The 16,684-nt window shown below is 68.4% G+C and carries 15 protein-coding genes; 8 read left to right on the top strand and 7 right to left on the bottom strand.

The genetic code is table 11. The annotated features are described in order from the left end of the window. The first annotated feature begins 57 nt into the window (after nt 1-57). Complete coding sequence (locus J7D54_RS01420; protein WP_182762783.1) at nt 58-594, top strand: dihydrofolate reductase family protein; 537 nt, start codon at nt 58-60, stop codon at nt 592-594. A gap of 120 nt (nt 595-714) precedes the next feature. Then, complete coding sequence (locus J7D54_RS01415) at nt 715-1,293, top strand: hypothetical protein (RefSeq protein ID WP_182762785.1); 579 nt, start codon at nt 715-717, stop codon at nt 1,291-1,293. 40 nt (nt 1,294-1,333) lie between these two features. Here J7D54_RS01415 and J7D54_RS01410 read toward each other — a convergent pair whose 3' ends face one another. The 5 genes from J7D54_RS01410 to J7D54_RS01390 form a co-directional block, all read right to left on the bottom strand. Beyond that, nucleotides 1,334-1,660 carry a type II toxin-antitoxin system PemK/MazF family toxin gene (locus tag J7D54_RS01410; RefSeq protein WP_182762787.1) on the bottom strand — a complete coding sequence of 109 codons (327 nt, stop codon included), beginning with the start codon at nt 1,658-1,660 and terminating at the stop codon, nt 1,334-1,336. After that, entirely contained in the window at nt 1,657-1,863 is a 207-nt protein-coding gene (locus tag J7D54_RS01405) for an antitoxin MazE family protein (RefSeq protein ID WP_182762789.1), read from the bottom strand. Before J7D54_RS01405 ends, J7D54_RS01410 begins: the two co-directional genes overlap by 4 nt. Nucleotides 1,864-1,948: 85 nt before the next feature. After that, nucleotides 1,949-2,548 (bottom strand): malonic semialdehyde reductase, encoded by a 600-nt coding sequence (locus tag J7D54_RS01400; protein ID WP_182762791.1) that lies wholly within the window; start codon nt 2,546-2,548, stop codon nt 1,949-1,951. A 62-nt stretch (nt 2,549-2,610) separates the two neighbouring features. Further along, complete coding sequence (locus tag J7D54_RS01395; protein ID WP_182762793.1) at nt 2,611-3,954, bottom strand: ATP-binding protein; 1,344 nt, start codon at nt 3,952-3,954, stop codon at nt 2,611-2,613. Further along, entirely contained in the window at nt 3,951-4,604 is a 654-nt protein-coding gene (locus J7D54_RS01390) for a response regulator transcription factor (protein ID WP_182762795.1), read from the bottom strand. Before J7D54_RS01390 ends, J7D54_RS01395 begins: the two co-directional genes overlap by 4 nt. A 94-nt stretch (nt 4,605-4,698) precedes the next feature. On the opposite strand from J7D54_RS01390, the gene J7D54_RS14165 reads away from it, so the two are divergent. Genes J7D54_RS14165 through J7D54_RS01380 form a run of 3 tightly spaced genes read left to right on the top strand, consistent with a single transcriptional unit; the run spans nt 4,699 to nt 7,677 of the window. Beyond that, a complete protein-coding gene (locus tag J7D54_RS14165; RefSeq protein ID WP_245244069.1) occupies nt 4,699-5,919 on the top strand; it encodes a hypothetical protein in 1,221 nt (406 codons plus the stop codon). After that, nucleotides 5,916-6,857, top strand: coding sequence for an ABC transporter ATP-binding protein (locus tag J7D54_RS01385; RefSeq protein ID WP_245244067.1), 942 nt, complete (start codon nt 5,916-5,918; stop codon nt 6,855-6,857). The genes J7D54_RS14165 and J7D54_RS01385 overlap by 4 nt, the downstream gene beginning before the upstream one ends. Beyond that, the gene (locus J7D54_RS01380) at nt 6,844-7,677 is read left to right on the top strand and encodes an ABC transporter permease (protein WP_182762800.1); all 834 of its coding nucleotides are present in this window, start codon (nt 6,844-6,846) and stop codon (nt 7,675-7,677) included. Before J7D54_RS01385 ends, J7D54_RS01380 begins: the two co-directional genes overlap by 14 nt. Nucleotide 7,678: 1 nt before the next feature. Here the strand turns inward: J7D54_RS01380 and J7D54_RS01375 are convergent, their stop codons facing one another. Both J7D54_RS01375 and J7D54_RS01370 read right to left on the bottom strand, forming a co-directional pair. Beyond that, the gene (locus tag J7D54_RS01375; protein ID WP_182762802.1) at nt 7,679-8,842 is read right to left on the bottom strand and encodes a sensor histidine kinase KdpD; all 1,164 of its coding nucleotides are present in this window, start codon (nt 8,840-8,842) and stop codon (nt 7,679-7,681) included. Nucleotides 8,843-8,858: 16 nt separating this feature from the next. Beyond that, nucleotides 8,859-9,527 carry a response regulator transcription factor gene (locus tag J7D54_RS01370; RefSeq protein ID WP_182762804.1) on the bottom strand — a complete coding sequence of 223 codons (669 nt, stop codon included), beginning with the start codon at nt 9,525-9,527 and terminating at the stop codon, nt 8,859-8,861. Between the two features lie 143 nt (nt 9,528-9,670). Here J7D54_RS01370 and J7D54_RS01365 point away from each other — a divergent pair, with 143 nt between their 5' ends. The 3 genes from J7D54_RS01365 (at nt 9,671) to J7D54_RS01355 (ending at nt 16,597) form a co-directional block, all read left to right on the top strand. Further along, nucleotides 9,671-14,368, top strand: coding sequence for a multicopper oxidase domain-containing protein (locus J7D54_RS01365; RefSeq protein ID WP_209455180.1), 4,698 nt, complete (start codon nt 9,671-9,673; stop codon nt 14,366-14,368). 132 nt (nt 14,369-14,500) lie between these two features. Further along, nucleotides 14,501-14,842 carry a cytoplasmic protein gene (locus J7D54_RS01360; protein ID WP_182762808.1) on the top strand — a complete coding sequence of 114 codons (342 nt, stop codon included), beginning with the start codon at nt 14,501-14,503 and terminating at the stop codon, nt 14,840-14,842. 171 nt (nt 14,843-15,013) lie between these two features. Then, complete coding sequence (locus J7D54_RS01355) at nt 15,014-16,597, top strand: SDR family NAD(P)-dependent oxidoreductase (RefSeq protein ID WP_182762810.1); 1,584 nt, start codon at nt 15,014-15,016, stop codon at nt 16,595-16,597. Nucleotides 16,598-16,684: the final 87 nt, after the last annotated feature.

Genomic DNA, 16,684 nt, shown 5'->3' with positions numbered 1-16,684 from the left:
TCGGTTGAATCGCGCCCGACCGTTGAGCGGTGTCCGGCGCCGGGGAAAGGAGTGGCCATGGCCACGCTCGTCTTCAGCATGAACCAGAGCCTTGATGGGTACGTCGATCACGACAAGTTCGCGCCCGGCCCCACGCTGTTCCGGCGCTTCATCGAGGAGGCGCGGACGCAGACGGGCTCGCTCTACGGGCGGCGCGTCTACGAGTTGATGCGCTACTGGGACGACGACCGGGCCGAGTGGGACGACGCCGAGCGGGAGTTCGCCGTCGCCCACCGCCGGCAGCCGAAGTGGGTCGTCTCGCGCAGCCTGAAGGAGGTTGGGCCCCACGCCTCATTGGTGACCGGCGATCTGGCGGAGGCGGTGCGCCGGTTGAAGGCCGAGCACGACGGCGAGATCGCCGTGGCGGGGCCGCGCTTGGCCCAGAGCCTGACGGAGCTCGGCCTGATCGACGAGTACCGGACCTACCTCCACCCGGTGGTGTTGGGCGGCGGGGATCCGTTCTTCGCCAGGCCCCGTCCGCGGCTGCGCCTGGCGGCTTTCGAGCAGGTCGACGACGACGTGCTGCGCCTGAGTTACGTCCCAGCCGTCGCTTAGCGGGGGATCGGACGGCGGCGGCTGGCCTCGCCGCGTCAGGTCGGTGTGCACCGGGTGAAAGTTATGCTCCGACTACGGCTCCTGCATGAGGAGCACCGAGATCCGCCGAAAGGAAAGATCATGAATCACAGAATCGGCACCTCCATCATCGCCGCCATGGCAGCCCTCGGGCTCGCCGCATGTTCCGGCACCCCAGGGGAGTCGACGACGCCCGGCGCCTCCGTCGAAGCCCCCGCAACGGACACCACCACCACCGCCGAGACAGGCACCGAGTCGGCGTCGGCCGACCCCACCACCCAGTCCGCTTCCGCCGACCCCAGCGCGGACTCCGACGCGTCGACCCCGGCCGGCACGGACGCCCAGCAGCCGGTGGCGGACGCCTGCGCGAGCATGTCCGGCCCCCTCGAGGATGCGAGCAAGGCGATCGCTGACATCGCTTCGGTCGGCACCGCGGATCCGCAGGTAGCCGTGGACACCTGGACCAAGCTGGTCGAGGCCTACCGCACGGCCGCGGACATCGTGGTCAACCCGGAGGTCAAGGCGGCCGCCAGCGCCGTGCAGGAAGACGCCACGAAGATGCGCGACGCGATCCAGAAGGTCTACGTCGACCAGGACATGAGTGAGATGGGAGACGTCACCGAGGCCACCACTGAGTTCGGGGCCTCCATGGCGGAGTTGCAGGCGCTCTGCACCGGCTGAGTCCACGTTCATCGACGCGGGAGCCCGCTGACGCCATCTGTCAGCGGGCCATCCCGAGGAAGGTCATGAGGAGTCGCTCCAAGTCGACCATCTGCTGGCTGGAGAGCCTGCCGACGCGCACCTGCACGTTGCTCCGCCTCACCGTTGTCAGCTTGTCGACCATCACGTCGCTGTCCTGGGACAACCCGCCCGCGCCACCTGCGGGGATTCGCAATCGCAACAGTGGAGCGTCGATGAGCCTCGTGGTCAGGGGCACGACGGCCACCGAGTCCGTTTGATCGAAGACATCATCCTGAACGATGATCGCCGGCCGCGGTTTCGAGGCGTAGACACCGCCCGCCACCGTCCATAGTTCGCCGCGTTTCACTCCTCGTCCCAGTCGACGGCAACGGCCTCGATGAAGTCCTGCTCGTCGTGTCTGCGGTCAGAGTCCGCCACTAGGGCGGCCTGGCGACGGGCTTCACGAGCGAATTGCTCCGACCGCACGTCCGGCACCCACACCTGCACCGCACGATACCCGCGAGCCCGCATTCGCTCGCGGTACTGCCCCACCCTGTCGCTGACGCTCATGGATCCACGTTACATGTAACGCTTTCCCGCGACAAGAGGCTCGGGTGGCGGCGTTAGGTTCGTGCGGGGCCGGGGCCGACGCGGGTCAGATCAGGCTGGCTGCCTCGTCGAATGCGAGGCGCGGGTTACGCGGGAACGTGCCGTCCTCGGCGACATGGCCGATGTTGACCACCATGAGGCTGCGCATCGACGTGCCGGGGAAGAACTCCCGGTCGAGGCCTGCGAGGTCGACGCCGCCCATCGGGCCAGCGTCGAGCCCGACGGAGCGCACAGCGAGGATGAACCCGCCGGCCTGGAGCCACGCGTTGTTGCGCGCGAACGCCTCGCGCATCGCATCGTCGGCCTCGAACCGGTCGCGCGCTCCGGCAGACTGGGGCGAGACGACGGGCAGGTGCTCGTGGAAGTCGATGTCAGCGGCGAGGATGGCCACGACGGGAGCCGACTCCGACTTGTGGCGGTTGAACTCCGCCAGCAACGGCAGCAGGCGGGACTTCGCCTCAGGAGTGCGCACGAACGTGATCCGCAGCGGCTGGCTGTTCATGGCCGTGGGGGTGAACTTCGCCAGTTCGTACACCTGAGCCAGCTCGTCGTCGGTGACCGGCTCCGACGTGAAGCGGTAGGCGGTGTGCCGCTCGGTGAAGATGCGGCTGGCGGTGATGTGCTCGGGCGGGGCGACCAAGGTCATGCAGAATCCTTCAGAGAGGTAGTTGATCCTTCTACTATATCCCACGTTCCGGAAACAGCCGTCTAAGAGGCCGGCTGCTGCGCGGCGAGCGTCAACTCCGCCCGAAGTCCGCCCAGCTCCGAGTCGCCCAGCGCAACGTCGCCCCCGTTGTCGCGGGCGATCTCCTGGGCGATGGCGAGCCCCAGACCGCTGCCCCCGGCTTCACGCTGGCGCGCCTCATCGAGGCGGACGAACCTCTCGAACACCCGCTCCCGGTCCTCCGGCGCGATCCCCGCCCCGTCGTCCTCGACCACGACGCGGGGCCCCGCAACCGTGATGCGAACCCGGGAGCCGGCATGCCGCACCGCGTTGTCGACGAGGTTGCGCAGCACCCGCTCCACGGCAGGCCCGTCCACCGTCGCTGCGCCTTCCCCCATCACCTCGAGCGCCACCCCTGCGCGGCGCGTACCCGCCACCTGCTCCGCCACCGCCCGCAGATCGGTCAGACGACGACGTCCACCCGCCGCCCCGACCCGGGCCAGCAGCAACAGGTCGTCGACGAGTGCCTGCATCCTCAGCACTTCCGGCTCCAGCTCCGCCGCCAGCTCCCCCGTCGGGAAGGCGTCGGGATGTGACAGGGCCACTTCAATGCTCGCCCTGAGTGACGACAGCGGCGACCTGAGCTCGTGCGCGGCGTCCTCCACGAATCGGCGTTGCCGCGACGCCGCCCGATCCAGTCGATCAAGCATCTCGTTGAGCGTGCGTGCGAGCGCGGCGAGCTCGTCATCCGCGTCGGGCACCGGCAACGCGCCGGGCCCACCCTCACTCGCCACCCGCGCGGCGGCCACCCGCAGCTCCTCCACCGGGCGCAGCGCCCTGCCCAGGGCGAGCCAGATGAGTCCAGCCAGCGCGAGGGTCAGGATGGGCACGACCCCGACGAGCGATACGCGAAGCGCCCGAAGCACCCCCTCCACGTCGCGCAGCGGCAGCGCGACCACCACGGTGACGCGCTCGCCTCGCCAGGTCGCAGTCCTGGCGGCGATGCGGGCGCGGTCGTCGTAGGCGGTGGGCAAGGTGACCCCGGGTCGCTCCGTAGCGAGCGCTGCCTCCTCGGGGCTCAGCAGCGGCAGCGTTCGGCTGGCCGTAGCGGAGCTCGACACCACCAGCCCATCGGTGTCGAGCACCTGCGCGATCTCTCCGGGCTGGGTGACGGGGAGCGGATCCGGGAGCCGGTCGTCGGAAGCGAGCCGGGCGATGGTCTCCACGCGGGCGGTGGCCGCGCGGTCGAGTTCGGCGACGCGGCTGGAGGAGACGACGGCGGTCAGCGCGACGGCGCCCAAGGACAGCCCCACCGCCAGCAGGCCGGCCGTCAGCAGGGTGAGTCGCAGACGCAGCGACAGCCCTCCCCACCGCACGGGGCCAGTCATCCGACGGCCCGGTAGCCGGCGCCCCGGATGGTCGAGATGACGTCGCGACCCAGTTTGCGCCTCAGGTAGCCCACGTAGACCTCAACGACATTGAGGTCCTCGCCGGTGCCCTCCCAGACGTGGTCACGCAGCTCCACCTTGCCGACCACGCGGTCGCTGTGGCGCATCAGGTATTCCAGCAACGCCACCTCGCGGGCGGTCAATTCCACCGGCGCGCCGCCCAGCGTGACCGCTCGGGTGGACGGATCAAGGGTGAGCGCACCCACTTCGAGCACGGCCGGCCTGGCGCCGGAGGGTCGCCGAACCAGAGCCCGGAGCCTCGCCACGAGCACGACGAACGAGAACGGTTTGGTGAGGTAGTCGTCTGCACCGAGGTCGAGGGCGTCGGCCACGTCGTATTCGCCGTCCTTCGCGCTCAGCATCAGCACCGGGGTCCAGACGCCGCGCTTCCGCAGCTCAGCGGTCACCGCGTACCCATTGCGCCTCGGCAGCATGATGTCGAGCACGATGGCGTCGTAGTCGCCGTGGGTGGCCAACGTGAGCCCTGCGTCACCGTCGTGAGCGACGTCCACAGCGAAACCCTCAGCGGTCAGTCCCCGCTGGAGCGCGCGCGCGAGGGTGCGCTCATCGTCGACCACCAGTACGCGCACGGTTTCATCATGTCATTCACGCGTCGTCCGCACCCCAGCGCCGCACGCTTCCGCTCTCAGCAGCCTCTCAGCGTGCGGCGCCTATCGTGGCACCATGACCGATTCCCAGGCTGACCGCCGTTCCCCGCTCCGCTCCCCGTGGGCGGTGCCGATCGTCGTCGCCGTGGCCGTCACTGCCTCCCTGGCCGCCCAGCCACTGCTGGCCGCGGGCGAGTCGAATGATCTGCCCGACATCTCCGCCGAGGAACTCGTCGCTCGAGTGCTCGAGGCGGACCCCCAGCCGATGTCCGGCACGGTGGTGCACACCGCACGTCTCGGCCTACCCGACCTGCTCTTCACCGAGGCGACCGGCGCCGACCCGATGTCGCTGCTGGGCGGCAGCTCCACGCTCAAGGTGTGGACCGACGGCGAGCAGCGGTCGCGGGTGGCACTGCTGGGCGCCGTGTCCGAGTACTCGGTCGTGGCCGACGGAGCGGACCTGTGGACCTACTCCAGCTCCGACGACGAGGCCGTGCACTACAGCGTCAGCGATGCTGACCGGGCGCGCCTGGAGGCGATGAGCGAGGAGGCCCGTGCCGAGGCCCTGGCCCGCAAGGCGGAGCTGCCCACCCCGCAGGAAGCCGCAGCGGAAGCGCTCGCGAAGGCCGACGAGTCCAGCACCATCAGCGTCGACTCCCAGATGATCATCGCGGGCAGGGACGTCTACCAGCTCGTCGTGACCCCCGACACCGACGCCACCCTCGTGGAGCGCGTCGTGGTGGCCGTCGACGGCGAAACGATGACCCCCCTCCGCGTGCAGACCTGGAGCACCCAGGACCAGAGCGCGCCCGCGGTTGAAATCTCCTTCACCGACGTCTCCTTCCAGATGCCCAACGAATCGGTGTTCGAGTTCTCCCCACCCGCGGGAGCCACCGAGCGCGAGGTCGTCGTACCGCTCCCCGAGCAGGATGGCGCGATGCCGTCGCACGAGGGCACGCACCATCAGAAGCCGACGGTCACCGGCTCGGGATGGGAGAGCGTCGTCGAACTCCAGGGAATGGACCTCACCAAGCTCCTCGCCGCCGACCCGGGCGCCATGTCCGGCATGCCCGATCGCCTTGTCGGATCGGACGAGGCCCAGGAACTGATGGACGAGTTCACCCCCGACCACTCCGGGGGGATGGGGCTCGACAACGCAGCACTGTTCGAACAGCTCACCACGGAGGTTCCCGAGGGACGCCTGCTCAGCTCCACGCTGCTCAGCATCCTCATGACCGACGACGGCCGCGTGCTCGTGGGTGCTGTGCCCGCCGAGACGCTGCGTGCGATGGCGTGAGCGCCCCCGCCATCGAGACCTCGGGGCTGACCAAGCGCTTCCGCTCCGGGCAGGTGGCGGTCGACGGGGTCGACCTCGCAGTACCCCACGGTGCTGTCTACGGCTTCCTCGGCCCCAACGGGTCGGGGAAGACCACCACCATCCGCATGCTGCTGGGCCTCGTTTCCCCCACGTTAGGCTCCGCACGCCTGCTCGACCGGCCGATGCCGGGAGACGCCCTGGAGGTGCTCCCCCGCGTGGGGGCGCTGGTCGAGGGACCCGCCTTCCATCCCTACCTCAGCGGACGCGCCAACCTGGCCCGGCTCGACGCCTGTGACGCGACGTCCGCCCGGTCCTCGTCGCGGCAACGGATCGGCGAGGCTCTCGAACGCGTGGGGCTCACCGCCGCCGCCCGCAAGCCGTACCGTCAGTACTCGCTCGGGATGAAGCAGAGGCTGGGACTCGCAGCGGCGCTCCTGAGGCCCCGCGACCTGTTGGTGCTCGATGAGCCGACCAACGGCCTCGATCCCCAGGGCACCCGGGAAGTCCGCCACCTCATCCGCGAACTCTCGGCCGAGGGCGCCACCGTGCTGGTTTCCTCCCACCTGCTGGCTGAGATCGAACAGGTCTGCACGCACATCGGGATCATGAGCCAGGGTCGGCTGCTGGTCCAATCGGAACGGGGATCGCTGGTCGCCGACGACGCCTCGACGCTGGTGGTCACCACCAACCTCGACGACGTAGCTACCGCCGCCGATGTGCTCCGCGGGCTCGGGCTCGAGTCAGTGACCGCCGAGGGCGCCGTGCTGCACGCTGCGCTCGGCGCCACTGCCCCGTCGGGGGTGGCCGCAGCGCTGGTGCACGCCGGTGTCGGCCTGGACGGGCTCGAGGTCCGACGGCGCAGCTTGGAGCAGCTGTTCGTGGAACTGACCGGGGAGGGCTTCGATGTCGCGCGCTAGGGGTTCGTTCGGGCGGCTGGTCCGCAGCGAGCTTCGGCTCCTGTTCGGGCGACGGCGCACGCTGGCCCTGTTGGCGGGGCTGGCCCTGGTGCCACTCCTGCTCGCCCTCGTCCTGTTCATTGCCAGCAACTCCGGCATGAGCGGGCAGGGCCCAGGTTTCATCGACCGGGTGACCGGCAATGGGCTCTTCCTGGTCATCGCAGCACTGTTCATGTGCCTGCCGTTCCTGCTGCCCTTGACCATCGGCATCACGGCCGGCGACGCCATCGCCGGTGAGGCCCAGACGGGGACCCTGCGGTACGTATTGACGGTACCGGTGGCCAGAACCCGGCTGCTGGCGGCAAAGGCCCTCGTCGCACTCGCTTTCGCGTTCGCGGCCGTGCTGGTGATCACGATCGTCGCTCTCGCCGCCGGCGGTGCGTTCTTCGGATTTTCGGAGATGACACTGTTGTCGGGCACCACGGTGTCCCTCGCGGCGGGCGTGGGCCGGATGCTGGGAGTCGCGGCGTACGTGGCGCTGTCGCTGACGGGTCTGGTGGCCGTCGGGCTGTTCTTCTCAACCCTGACGGATGTACCGGTCGGCGCGATGGCCGCGACGACCGTCGTGGCCGTGGTGTCGTCGGTGCTGGACACGCTGCCGCAACTGTCGGCCATCCATCCCTATCTGCTCACGCATCACTGGTTCGACTTCGCCGAGTTCCTCCGCCTCGAGGTCGACTGGAGTGTCCTCGCGTCCGGCCTTCTGGTTCAACTGGGCTGGGTGGCGATCTTCGCCTCGCTGGCCTGGGGCCGCTTCAGGACCGCCGACGTCACCGCCTGACCTAGCTCGAGAAGCGCACCGCGGGCATGGGGTCGGGAGAAAGGGTCGCCCACTTGTCGGCGTCGAAGACCACGTCAGGCAACTCAGCCGTCGCAGGCGCCCCACCCACTGTCCCTGCCGTGCCGGTATCCATCGGCAGGATCAGGAGCACCAACGCACCTCCTTCATGGCTGCGCCCCACCAACACGCGGCCGCCCCTGGACTCCACGATCTCCTGGACGAGCGCGATGCCGAGGCCGGTCTGGGAGAGGTCGAGGTCCCCGGCGACCGGGGGCAGATGTGCGATGTGCGGCTGGCGCGCATTCACCGCCGCGGCCAGTGCCGCGTCGAAGCCGCGCCCGGCGTCCGCGACGCCCAGCCACAGGCTTCCTGCGTTGGTCGAGGCAGCCAGGCGCACGGTGTCGTCCTTGTGGGTGTACCGCACGGCGTTCTCGATCAACGTGTCGAGGCAGCCCCGGATGCGTTCGGCGGAGAGCGTCACGGTGCCGGCGTCGGAGTCGACCATCCAGTTCCTGTCGGCAACGGACGCCCACCGGTGGGCCGTCTCCCGCAGCAGCGCGTCCACATCTACGGGCATTCGCTCCAACAGGTCACTCAACTGGATCATCCGCAGCAGCCTGTCGCTGGCCCGGGCCAAACGACGCAACTCGTCGTGCACCACCTCCAGTCGCTCGCGGACGTCCGTGTGCTCCTGCCCGTCGAGCGTCATCTCCACATAACTTTGCGCGATCGTGAGCGGGGTCCGCATCTCGTGCGAGGTCAGCCGGGCCAGCCGCAGCCGCCGGGCCGACGACTGCGCTGCCCGATCGGCCAGCGCCCCGGCCATGGTCAACGCCGCTTCTCTGCGCTGGACGTGCCACACCACTAAGCCGGCCAGCATCAGCATCAGGAGGATCTCGGTGGTTTCCGCCCAGGCCACGTGTCCGGTCGAAGCACGATAAACCAGGATCGCACCCGTGATGAGGCTGACTCCGACGGCCGCCAGCACCGTCGGCAGGAGGTCCCAGGCCTCAAAACCGTAGGCCAGCGCGAAGCCCACCCACACCAGGTGGAACGGCACCACCTCGAAGGTTGGAACGAACCACATCCACAGGGCGCAGACCGTTGCCAGGGCCAGCCACGGCAGGAACAGGCGCGACCGCAGCACCCCTTTGCCCTGCCTCATCTCGGCTCCTCTGAGGTCAGCCGTCGGTGAAGCAGTAGCCGACGGAACGGATGGTTTCCACAGGCACGTCCGGAACCTTCTTGCGTATCCGCCGCATGCAGACCTCCACCAAGTTGCTACCGGGATCGAAGTCGAACCCCCACACGTCGTGCAGCAACTCAGATCGGGTGCACACGTCGCCGTGCCGGCGCGCGAGGTGGGCGAGCAACCCGAACTCACGCTCGGACAGGTACACGTCCTTCCCCCGCATGCGTGCCAGGCGACGATCCATGTCCAGTCGGAGCCCGCCCACCTCCAGGAAGCGCTGATTGTCGCGCTCGTGTGGCTGGTCAACCAGATGGCGCCGCACGCGGGCCACCAGCTCGGCGTTGTGGAACGGCTTCACGATGAAGTCGACGGCGCCCAGGTCAAGCGCCTGCACCCGCAGAGAAACGTCGTCCACCCCCGAGACGACGACGACCGGGGTGGTGAAGCCATTCTTACGGAGGACAGACAGCACCATCAGCCCGTTCGACTTCGGCATCACGACGTCGAGCAGTACGAGATCCACCTCCTGCTCACGGAGCTGCTGCAGCGCCTCGTCCCCGTCCTCGGCGAGCAATACGGTGTGACCTTCGTTCGCCAGCAGCGTGCGCAGCAGGGCTCGAGTCCGCTCGTGGTCATCGACGACCATCAAGATGCTCATGACCGACAGATTACGCCTGCGTGACCGCTGTGTCAGTTGATCTCTCCACGCGCGGGGATGGGCTCCAATAGCGGGTGAGCGTCGGTTGACGCCCTCGGTAGGCGGGCGAGAAAAACGACCCCCGCGAAACGAGAGGGGAAGGAATGATGAACGTGCTCAGGAGGAGCCGACGAAGGCTCGCCATCACCATCACCTCAGCATCGTTGCTGATTGTGATGACACCCGTGATCGGGCTGGAGGCAAACGGGGCCGCACCGCAAGCGGTGACCGCAGAAGTGGCCGCTGCTGCGCCGACATCACCGACTGACGAGACGAAGGTGCCCCACTACTTCGGGCCGTACCCCAACTGGGCCAACAGCCCCTACACACTGTCGACGGCCACGGTCACCGTCGACGGCCCGGGCACGGGTGCGGAGGCGGTGGCGGTGGTGGACCCCCAGACCGGCGGACTGGCTTCGATCACGGTCACCTCCCCGGGACGTGGCTACGACACCACCACCACGGTCACCGTCGGTGGTAACGCCGCGGGTAGCACCGCCGGCACGGCCACAGCGACGGTCAACCCGAGCGGCGCCGTCGTCGAGCTCAGCGTGGACTCCCCCGGCGCCGGCTACGGCGCGTTGGCCATCGCGATCACCGGAGGCGGCGGCACCGGTGCCACCGTAACCGCATCGGGTGGCGTCGACGGCGTCACCCTCGCTGACGGCGGCAGCGGCTACACGATGCCCACCGTCGACTTCGACCTCCCCGACGATCCCAACGGGACCGTGGCCAAGGCCCACATCCCCATGACCGCCAACGGTGACGCCGTGGATGGGATGGATGCGGGCGGCACCATCACCGCAGTGGTGGTCGATGATCCCGGATCCGGCTACAGCACAGCCCCCGCGGTCACGATCCGCAACGGCACCATCTTCGACCCCATCAACGGCGCCACGGCGGCAACCGCCACCACGAGCCTCGCGCTCGTCGGAACGGGCATCACTGATCCGGGTTCCGGGTACACCAGCGTTCCCAGCGTGGAGGTGACTGATCCCACCGGAACCGGCACGGGGGCCACCGTCACGGCGGTGACCGACGTCGGCTCCATCTCCTCGATCACGGTCGACACCGCCGGCGACGGCTATCTCTCGCCAGGGATCAAGAAGTTCCAGGACGAACTGCCTGTGCCGTGCAACCCTGGCACAGACGGGCTCGGCTGCCCGCTGGCACCTGACACGCCGGCCATGGGAGCGGACGCCAAGTTCATCCCGACCGGTGTCCCCGAGGTGAAGACCTACAACGACCAGGAGGCCGACGAGTACGTCATCGGCCTGGTGCAGTACCGCACCAAGTTCTCCACGGACCTGCCCGCGACGCTCGTGCGCGGCTACGTGCAGCTGTCCACCGCGGCCGTGCCGGGACGGCAGGTGCCGCTTTACAACGAACTGCTCGACGGCACCCGGCAGCCGATCAGCGGTTACACGGCCGTCGCGTCGCCCCAGTGGCTAGGCCCGATCATCGCGGCCACCAAGAACCGGCCGGTGCGGATCGTCTTCCGCAACCTCCTGCCCAACGGCGCCGAGGGCGACCTCTTCCTGCCCACCGACAGCACCATGATGGGCTCGGGAATGGGCCCGATGGAGATGGCCGAGCCCGTCAACGAGGGCACCGTGATGGACGGCGTGCGGAACCCGGATTGCACCGGCTACCCGAAGTCCGACATGTGCTTCAAGGACAACCGGGCCACGCTGCACCTCCACGGCGGCATCACACCGTGGATCAGCGACGGCACACCGCACCAGTGGATCACCCCCGCCGGCGAGGACACCGCCTGGCCGGAGGGCGTGAGCGTGCGCAACGTTCCCGACATGGTGGACAGCAGCGGAGCCGAAGTGTGTGCTCCCGCCGATGACGGCTGCTCCACCTTCTACTACACCAACCAGCAGAGCGCCCGGATGATGTTCTACCACGACCACTCGTGGGGCATCACCCGGCTCAACGTCTACGCCGGCGAAGCCGCGGGATACCTGATCACCGACGACACCGAGAAGGCCCTCGTTACCAACGGGACCATCCCCGGCGCCGACGACACGATCCCCCTCATCGTCCAGGACCGCACTTTCACCCCGGACGAGGCAACGCTCCAGCTGCAGGACCCGACGTGGGACACGCAACGCTGGGGCGGCAAGGGCAGTTTCTGGTACCACCACGTCTACATGCCTGCGCAGAACCCGGGCGACCCGTCCGGGATGAGCGCCTATGGACGTTGGATGTACGGCCCATGGTTCTGGCCACCGGCCTCGGGGACGGTCAACGGACCGATTGCCAACCCGTACTACGACCCTGCCTGCAATCTGGACGACCCGGCCACCTGGCAGTACCAGACCGATCCGTTCTGTGAACCCGAGCAGATCCCGGGCACCCCGAACATCTCGGCCGGCATGGAGCAGTTCAACGACACCCCGATCGTCAACGGTGTCGCTTACCCGACGCTGAACCTCCAGCCGAAGTCGTATCGGCTGCGGGTGCTCAACGCGGCCAACGACCGCTTCTTCAACTTGCAGTGGTACACCGCCGACCCCACCCAGGGCGACGGCACCACCGAGGTGGCTCTCAAGCCCGAAGAGCTCGCGGCGGCCCAGCTGGATCCGACGGTCTCACCCACCCCGGTGGGCAGCCAGAACAACGCCTACGGCCCCGATTGGGTCCAGATCGCCAGCGAGGGCGGCTTCCTGCCGGCGCCTGCGGTGCTCGACGGCCAGCAGCCCACCACCTGGATCACCGATCCGACGCGCTTCGACGTCGGCAACGTGGACCAGTCCTCGCTGCTTCTGGCACCCGCCGAGCGGGCCGACGTCATCGTCGACTTCTCGAAGTTCGCCGGCAAGACGCTGATCATGTACAACGACGCCCCGGCCGCGTTCCCGGCGCGGGTGCCGTCGTACGACTACTACACCGGCGCTCCCGATCTGAGCCCAGTGGGTGCCCCGACGCCGTTCGCCGGCTACGGACCCAACACCCGCACGGTAATGCAGGTGACCATCGCTGACACGACACCAGCGGCCGCGTTCAACCTGACGAAGCTCCGCACCGCGTTCTCCCACAAGGCGAACGGGTCGGGCGTCTTCGAGTCGGGCCAGCACCCGGTCATCGTCGGCCAGGCCGCCTACAACTCGGCCTACGGCGCCTCCTTCGCCGCCAGCAGCAACTGCAACGTGGCCAACCCCGCCGTCCAGCGCTGCGACGGGCTGGTTCGGGTGAACAACACCGGAACCTTCGCCTTCAACACTCTGCGTTCACCGAACACCAAGGTGTCGATGAAGATGGAGCCCAAGGCCATCCACGACGAGATGAATGCGTCGACCTTCGACGAGTTCGGGCGCATGCAGGCCAACCTCGGCATCGAGGCGCAGCCGCCTACACCGGGACTGCAGAACGTCACTCTCTACCCGTTCACCAATCCGCAGACCGAACTGATCGACGGCAGCAAGCTGCCCTCGGCAGACGTGAAGGTCTCCCCGATCAGCGACATGGCCGACGGCTCGCAGATCTGGCGATTCACCCACAACGGCGTGGACACGCACCCCATCCACTTCCACCTCTACGACGTCCAGGTGCTGAACCGGGTGACGTGGGACAACATCATCAAGCCCACCGATCCAGGCGAGCTGGGCTGGAAGGACACCGTGCGGATGAGCCCACTGGAGGACACGATCGTGGCGCTGCGCCCGATCATCCCGAAGGTGCCGTTCGAGGTGCCGAACTCGGTGCGGGCACTGAGCCCGATGGATCCGATCGGCTCGACGATGGGCTTCAACAACACCGACCCACAGGGCAACCCGACCGCTGTGGTCACCAACCGGCTGGTCAACTTCGGCTGGGAGTACGTCTACCACTGCCACATCCTCTCCCACGAGGAGATGGACATGATGCGACCGGTCAGCCTCGCCCTGCCACCTCTCCAGCCCGTCGGGCTGGCCTACACCCTCACCGGGAGGGGCAACAACCGCCGGGTGCGGCTGACGTGGACCGACAACTCGATCACCGAGACGTCGTTCGTCGTCCAGCGGACGGCCGACGGCACCACCTGGGTCGACGTGGGAACGGTGCAGTCGCCGCTGGACCAGGTCAACACCAGGGGAGGCACGCGTGAGTTGGTCGACGCCACGTCCAACGCCACGACGCCCTACCGCTACCGGGTGCAGGCCGTGAACACGGTCGGGTACGGCGCGGAGTTCCCGAGCTTGTCTGTCCGGGCAACCTCGTTGGAGCTGGGCGTCAACATTCCAGGGGCCCCAACCCAACTGGTGGGCGCCTTGCAGGCCGGACCTCGGGTGGCTCTGACCTGGCGTGACAACGCGAGCAACGAGTCCGGGTTCGTGGTGGAGCGTTCCACCGACGGTGGGACAACCTTCGCGGCCCTGGCCACTCCGGCAGCGCGCAACGGCACGGGGAACGTGACCTTCACCGACACCAGCGTGACGCTGGGGTCCACGTACCAGTACCGGGTGACCGCAGCCAACGCCGCGGGCGCCTCGGCGCCGTCCAACACGCTGTCGATCACCGTCGCCGTTCCGGCAACGCCGGCCAACCTGGCCGGAACCGCCAGGCGGCAGGGAAACGGCGAGCGGGTGACCCTCACCTGGGCTGACCTCGCCAACGAGAGCGGCTACACGCTCCAGTGGAGCACCACCGCGGCCTTCACCACCGTGAACGGCACCGGATCCACACCAGCGAACACGACGACGTTCACCACCGGAACCATCACGCGGCAAACGTGGTTCTTCCGGGTGCGCGCCGCCAACGCCCTGGGGACGTCCGCCTGGTCTCCCCTCGTCCAGGTGGCCGCCGCCGGGTAGCGCTACCGCGGCGGGTTAGGCGTCGGGAGCCTGCGTCACGCAGGCTCCCGACGTCGGCCGCCCCCTCCCGAGCGCGCCCAGAAGAACAGTCAACGTCTCGCTGCAAGAGCAGCGAGAGTCCAAAGGAGAGTCATGAAAGACCCTGTTGTCACCAATCCCGGGCTGTACCGGGTGCTCTTCGAGAACCATCGTGTTCGAGTGTTGGAGTACGTAGATCAACCAGGCGATTCCACCCAGCCCCACTCACACCCCGACAGCGTGATGGTGACCCTCACCGGGTTCCGTCGCCGGCTCCGTTCAAACGACCGGGAGATGGACGTCGAACTGACTGCGTTCCAGGCACGGTGGCTGGACGCCCAAGAGCATGCGGGCATGAACATCGGAGACACCCCGACCCACGCCATTTTCGTCGAGCTGAAAGAGCCCACCTCGTCGGCCGTCGCCGAGCAGCGCCTCGGACCGTCCACGTCCTGAAAGCGTCCACGACGCTTCGCCTGTTTCAATCACCCCTCGATGCGATGAACCTGTTCAGTTCGCTGCGCGTGCCTCCATCAGGATGTCCGGAGGCATCGGCCGGCGCAGCTGCCAGGTGAGCGCGATCGGCTGTGAGGTGCCCGCGGCCGAGTTCTGAGTACGCTTAGCGCCGTGTCGAATCCATCAGCGCCCAAGCCCACTGCAGCACCCTCCTCGGAGGCGGTCGGCAGCGGAGTCGACCCAGACGACCTGGCCGCGACCCTGCGGGTCTTGCGCACCATCCACGAGCTCGACGAGGCCCACCCCGACTTCGTGGCCGTCCGACGGGCGACCGGCAGGATGTTCAAGGCGGTCAAGCACCACCGCCGAAGCGTCAAGCGAGCGGCGATCCAGGACAGCGACAAGGCGATCGTCGCCGGGACAGCCACGGGCGCACCCGACCGCATCGATGATGAGACGCGGGGGCTGGCGCTCACGTCAGGCGTCGAGGCGCCGACGGCCGGGACGCTCATGAAGGCCCGACCCTGCTACATCTGCAAGCAGCGATACACGCTGGTGGACGCGTTCTACCACCAGCTCTGCCCCGCGTGTGCGGCCATGAGTCACGCCAAGCGCGGAGCGCGGACGGATCTGACCGGCAAACGAGCGCTGCTGACCGGCGGCCGGGCCAAGATCGGAATGCACATCGCGCTGCGGCTGCTGCGCGATGGTGCCCACACCACGATCACCACCCGCTTCCCGCGCGATGCGGTGCGACGCTTCGCGGCGATGCCCGACGCCGCCGACTGGCTGCATCGACTCCACGTGGTCGGCATCGACCTGCGTGATCCGTCCCAGGTCATCGCATTGGCCGACGCGGTGGCCGCCCGGGGCCCGCTGGACATCCTGATCAACAATGCGGCACAGACCGTACGACGCTCGCCTGGTGCGTACGCGCCCCTCGTCGACGCCGAGTCGATCCCCATCCCGGACGGGCTGTGGCCCGAAGGGCAAGGTCCAGAACTCCTGACGTTCGGGCACACACGAGACCTGCATCCTCTGGCACTGGCCGAGTCGGTCAAGGCCCACCCGCTGCTCGCGGCGGCGGACGCTGCGGTCACCGGCTCTGCCTCCACTCACGCGGATGCCGAGGCTGCGGCCCGCCACGCCCAGCGCCTGACGGACATGGCTCTGGCTCCGGGCTCGTCGTCGCTGGCGCGTCTGGCCGACGGCTCAGCGATCGACGCGGGAGGGCTCGTTCCGGACCTTCACGACTCGAACAGCTGGGTCCAGGGCGTCGGCGAGGTGGACGCGCTCGAGATGCTCGAGGTGCAGCTCTGCAACGAGACGGCGCCGTTCATCCTCATCAGCCGCCTGCGGCCGCGCCTGGCCGAGGCGGCGAGAAGCGTGGCGAGCGGTCCGGCCCGGGCGTACGTGGTCAACGTCTCAGCAATGGAGGGGGTCTTCGCGCGCGGCTACAAGGGTCCCGGCCATCCGCACACCAACATGGCGAAGGCGGCGGTCAACATGCTGACCCGGACGAGCGCGCGGGAAATGTTCGAATCCGACGGCATCCTGATGACCAGCGTCGACACCGGCTGGATCACCGACGAGCGACCGCACCCCACGAAAGTTCGGCTCGCCGAAGAGGGCTTCCACGCGCCCCTGGATCTGGTCGACGGAGCCGCCCGGGTCTACGACCCGATCGTCCGCGGCCAGGCCGGCGACGACCTGTTCGGCGTCTTCCTGAAGGACTACGCACCGTCACGTTGGTAGGCCCGCACTAGGCAATCTGACTCTCTGCACGGGACGGAACCGTCAGATCCCCTTGAAGGCCACACCTGTCCCTACGCAGCGTAGTAT

Source organism: Tessaracoccus sp. MC1865 (assembly GCF_017815535.1).
Lineage (GTDB): Bacteria > Actinomycetota > Actinomycetes > Propionibacteriales > Propionibacteriaceae > Arachnia.
Note: the sequence above shows the minus strand (reverse complement) of the source record. Positions and strands in the feature narration are given on the sequence as shown.

Bases quoted from the DNA above. Each gene is read 5' to 3' on its own strand.
- J7D54_RS01415 (WP_182762785.1), top strand. From the start codon at position 715: ATGAATCACAGAATCGGCACCTCCATCATCGCCGCCATGGCAGCCCTC.
- J7D54_RS01370 (WP_182762804.1), bottom strand. From the start codon at position 9,527: ATGAGCATCTTGATGGTCGTCGATGACCACGAGCGGACTCGAGCCCTG.
- J7D54_RS01375 (WP_182762802.1), bottom strand. From the start codon at position 8,842: ATGAGGCAGGGCAAAGGGGTGCTGCGGTCGCGCCTGTTCCTGCCGTGG.
- J7D54_RS01360 (WP_182762808.1), top strand. From the start codon at position 14,501: ATGAAAGACCCTGTTGTCACCAATCCCGGGCTGTACCGGGTGCTCTTC.
- J7D54_RS01380 (WP_182762800.1), top strand. From the start codon at position 6,844: ATGTCGCGCGCTAGGGGTTCGTTCGGGCGGCTGGTCCGCAGCGAGCTT.
- J7D54_RS01395 (WP_182762793.1), bottom strand. From the start codon at position 3,954: ATGACTGGCCCCGTGCGGTGGGGAGGGCTGTCGCTGCGTCTGCGACTC.
- J7D54_RS01405 (WP_182762789.1), bottom strand. From the start codon at position 1,863: ATGAGCGTCAGCGACAGGGTGGGGCAGTACCGCGAGCGAATGCGGGCT.
- J7D54_RS01400 (WP_182762791.1), bottom strand. From the start codon at position 2,548: ATGACCTTGGTCGCCCCGCCCGAGCACATCACCGCCAGCCGCATCTTC.
- J7D54_RS01420 (WP_182762783.1), top strand. From the start codon at position 58: ATGGCCACGCTCGTCTTCAGCATGAACCAGAGCCTTGATGGGTACGTC.
- J7D54_RS01365 (WP_209455180.1), top strand. From the start codon at position 9,671: ATGATGAACGTGCTCAGGAGGAGCCGACGAAGGCTCGCCATCACCATC.
- J7D54_RS14165 (WP_245244069.1), top strand. From the start codon at position 4,699: ATGACCGATTCCCAGGCTGACCGCCGTTCCCCGCTCCGCTCCCCGTGG.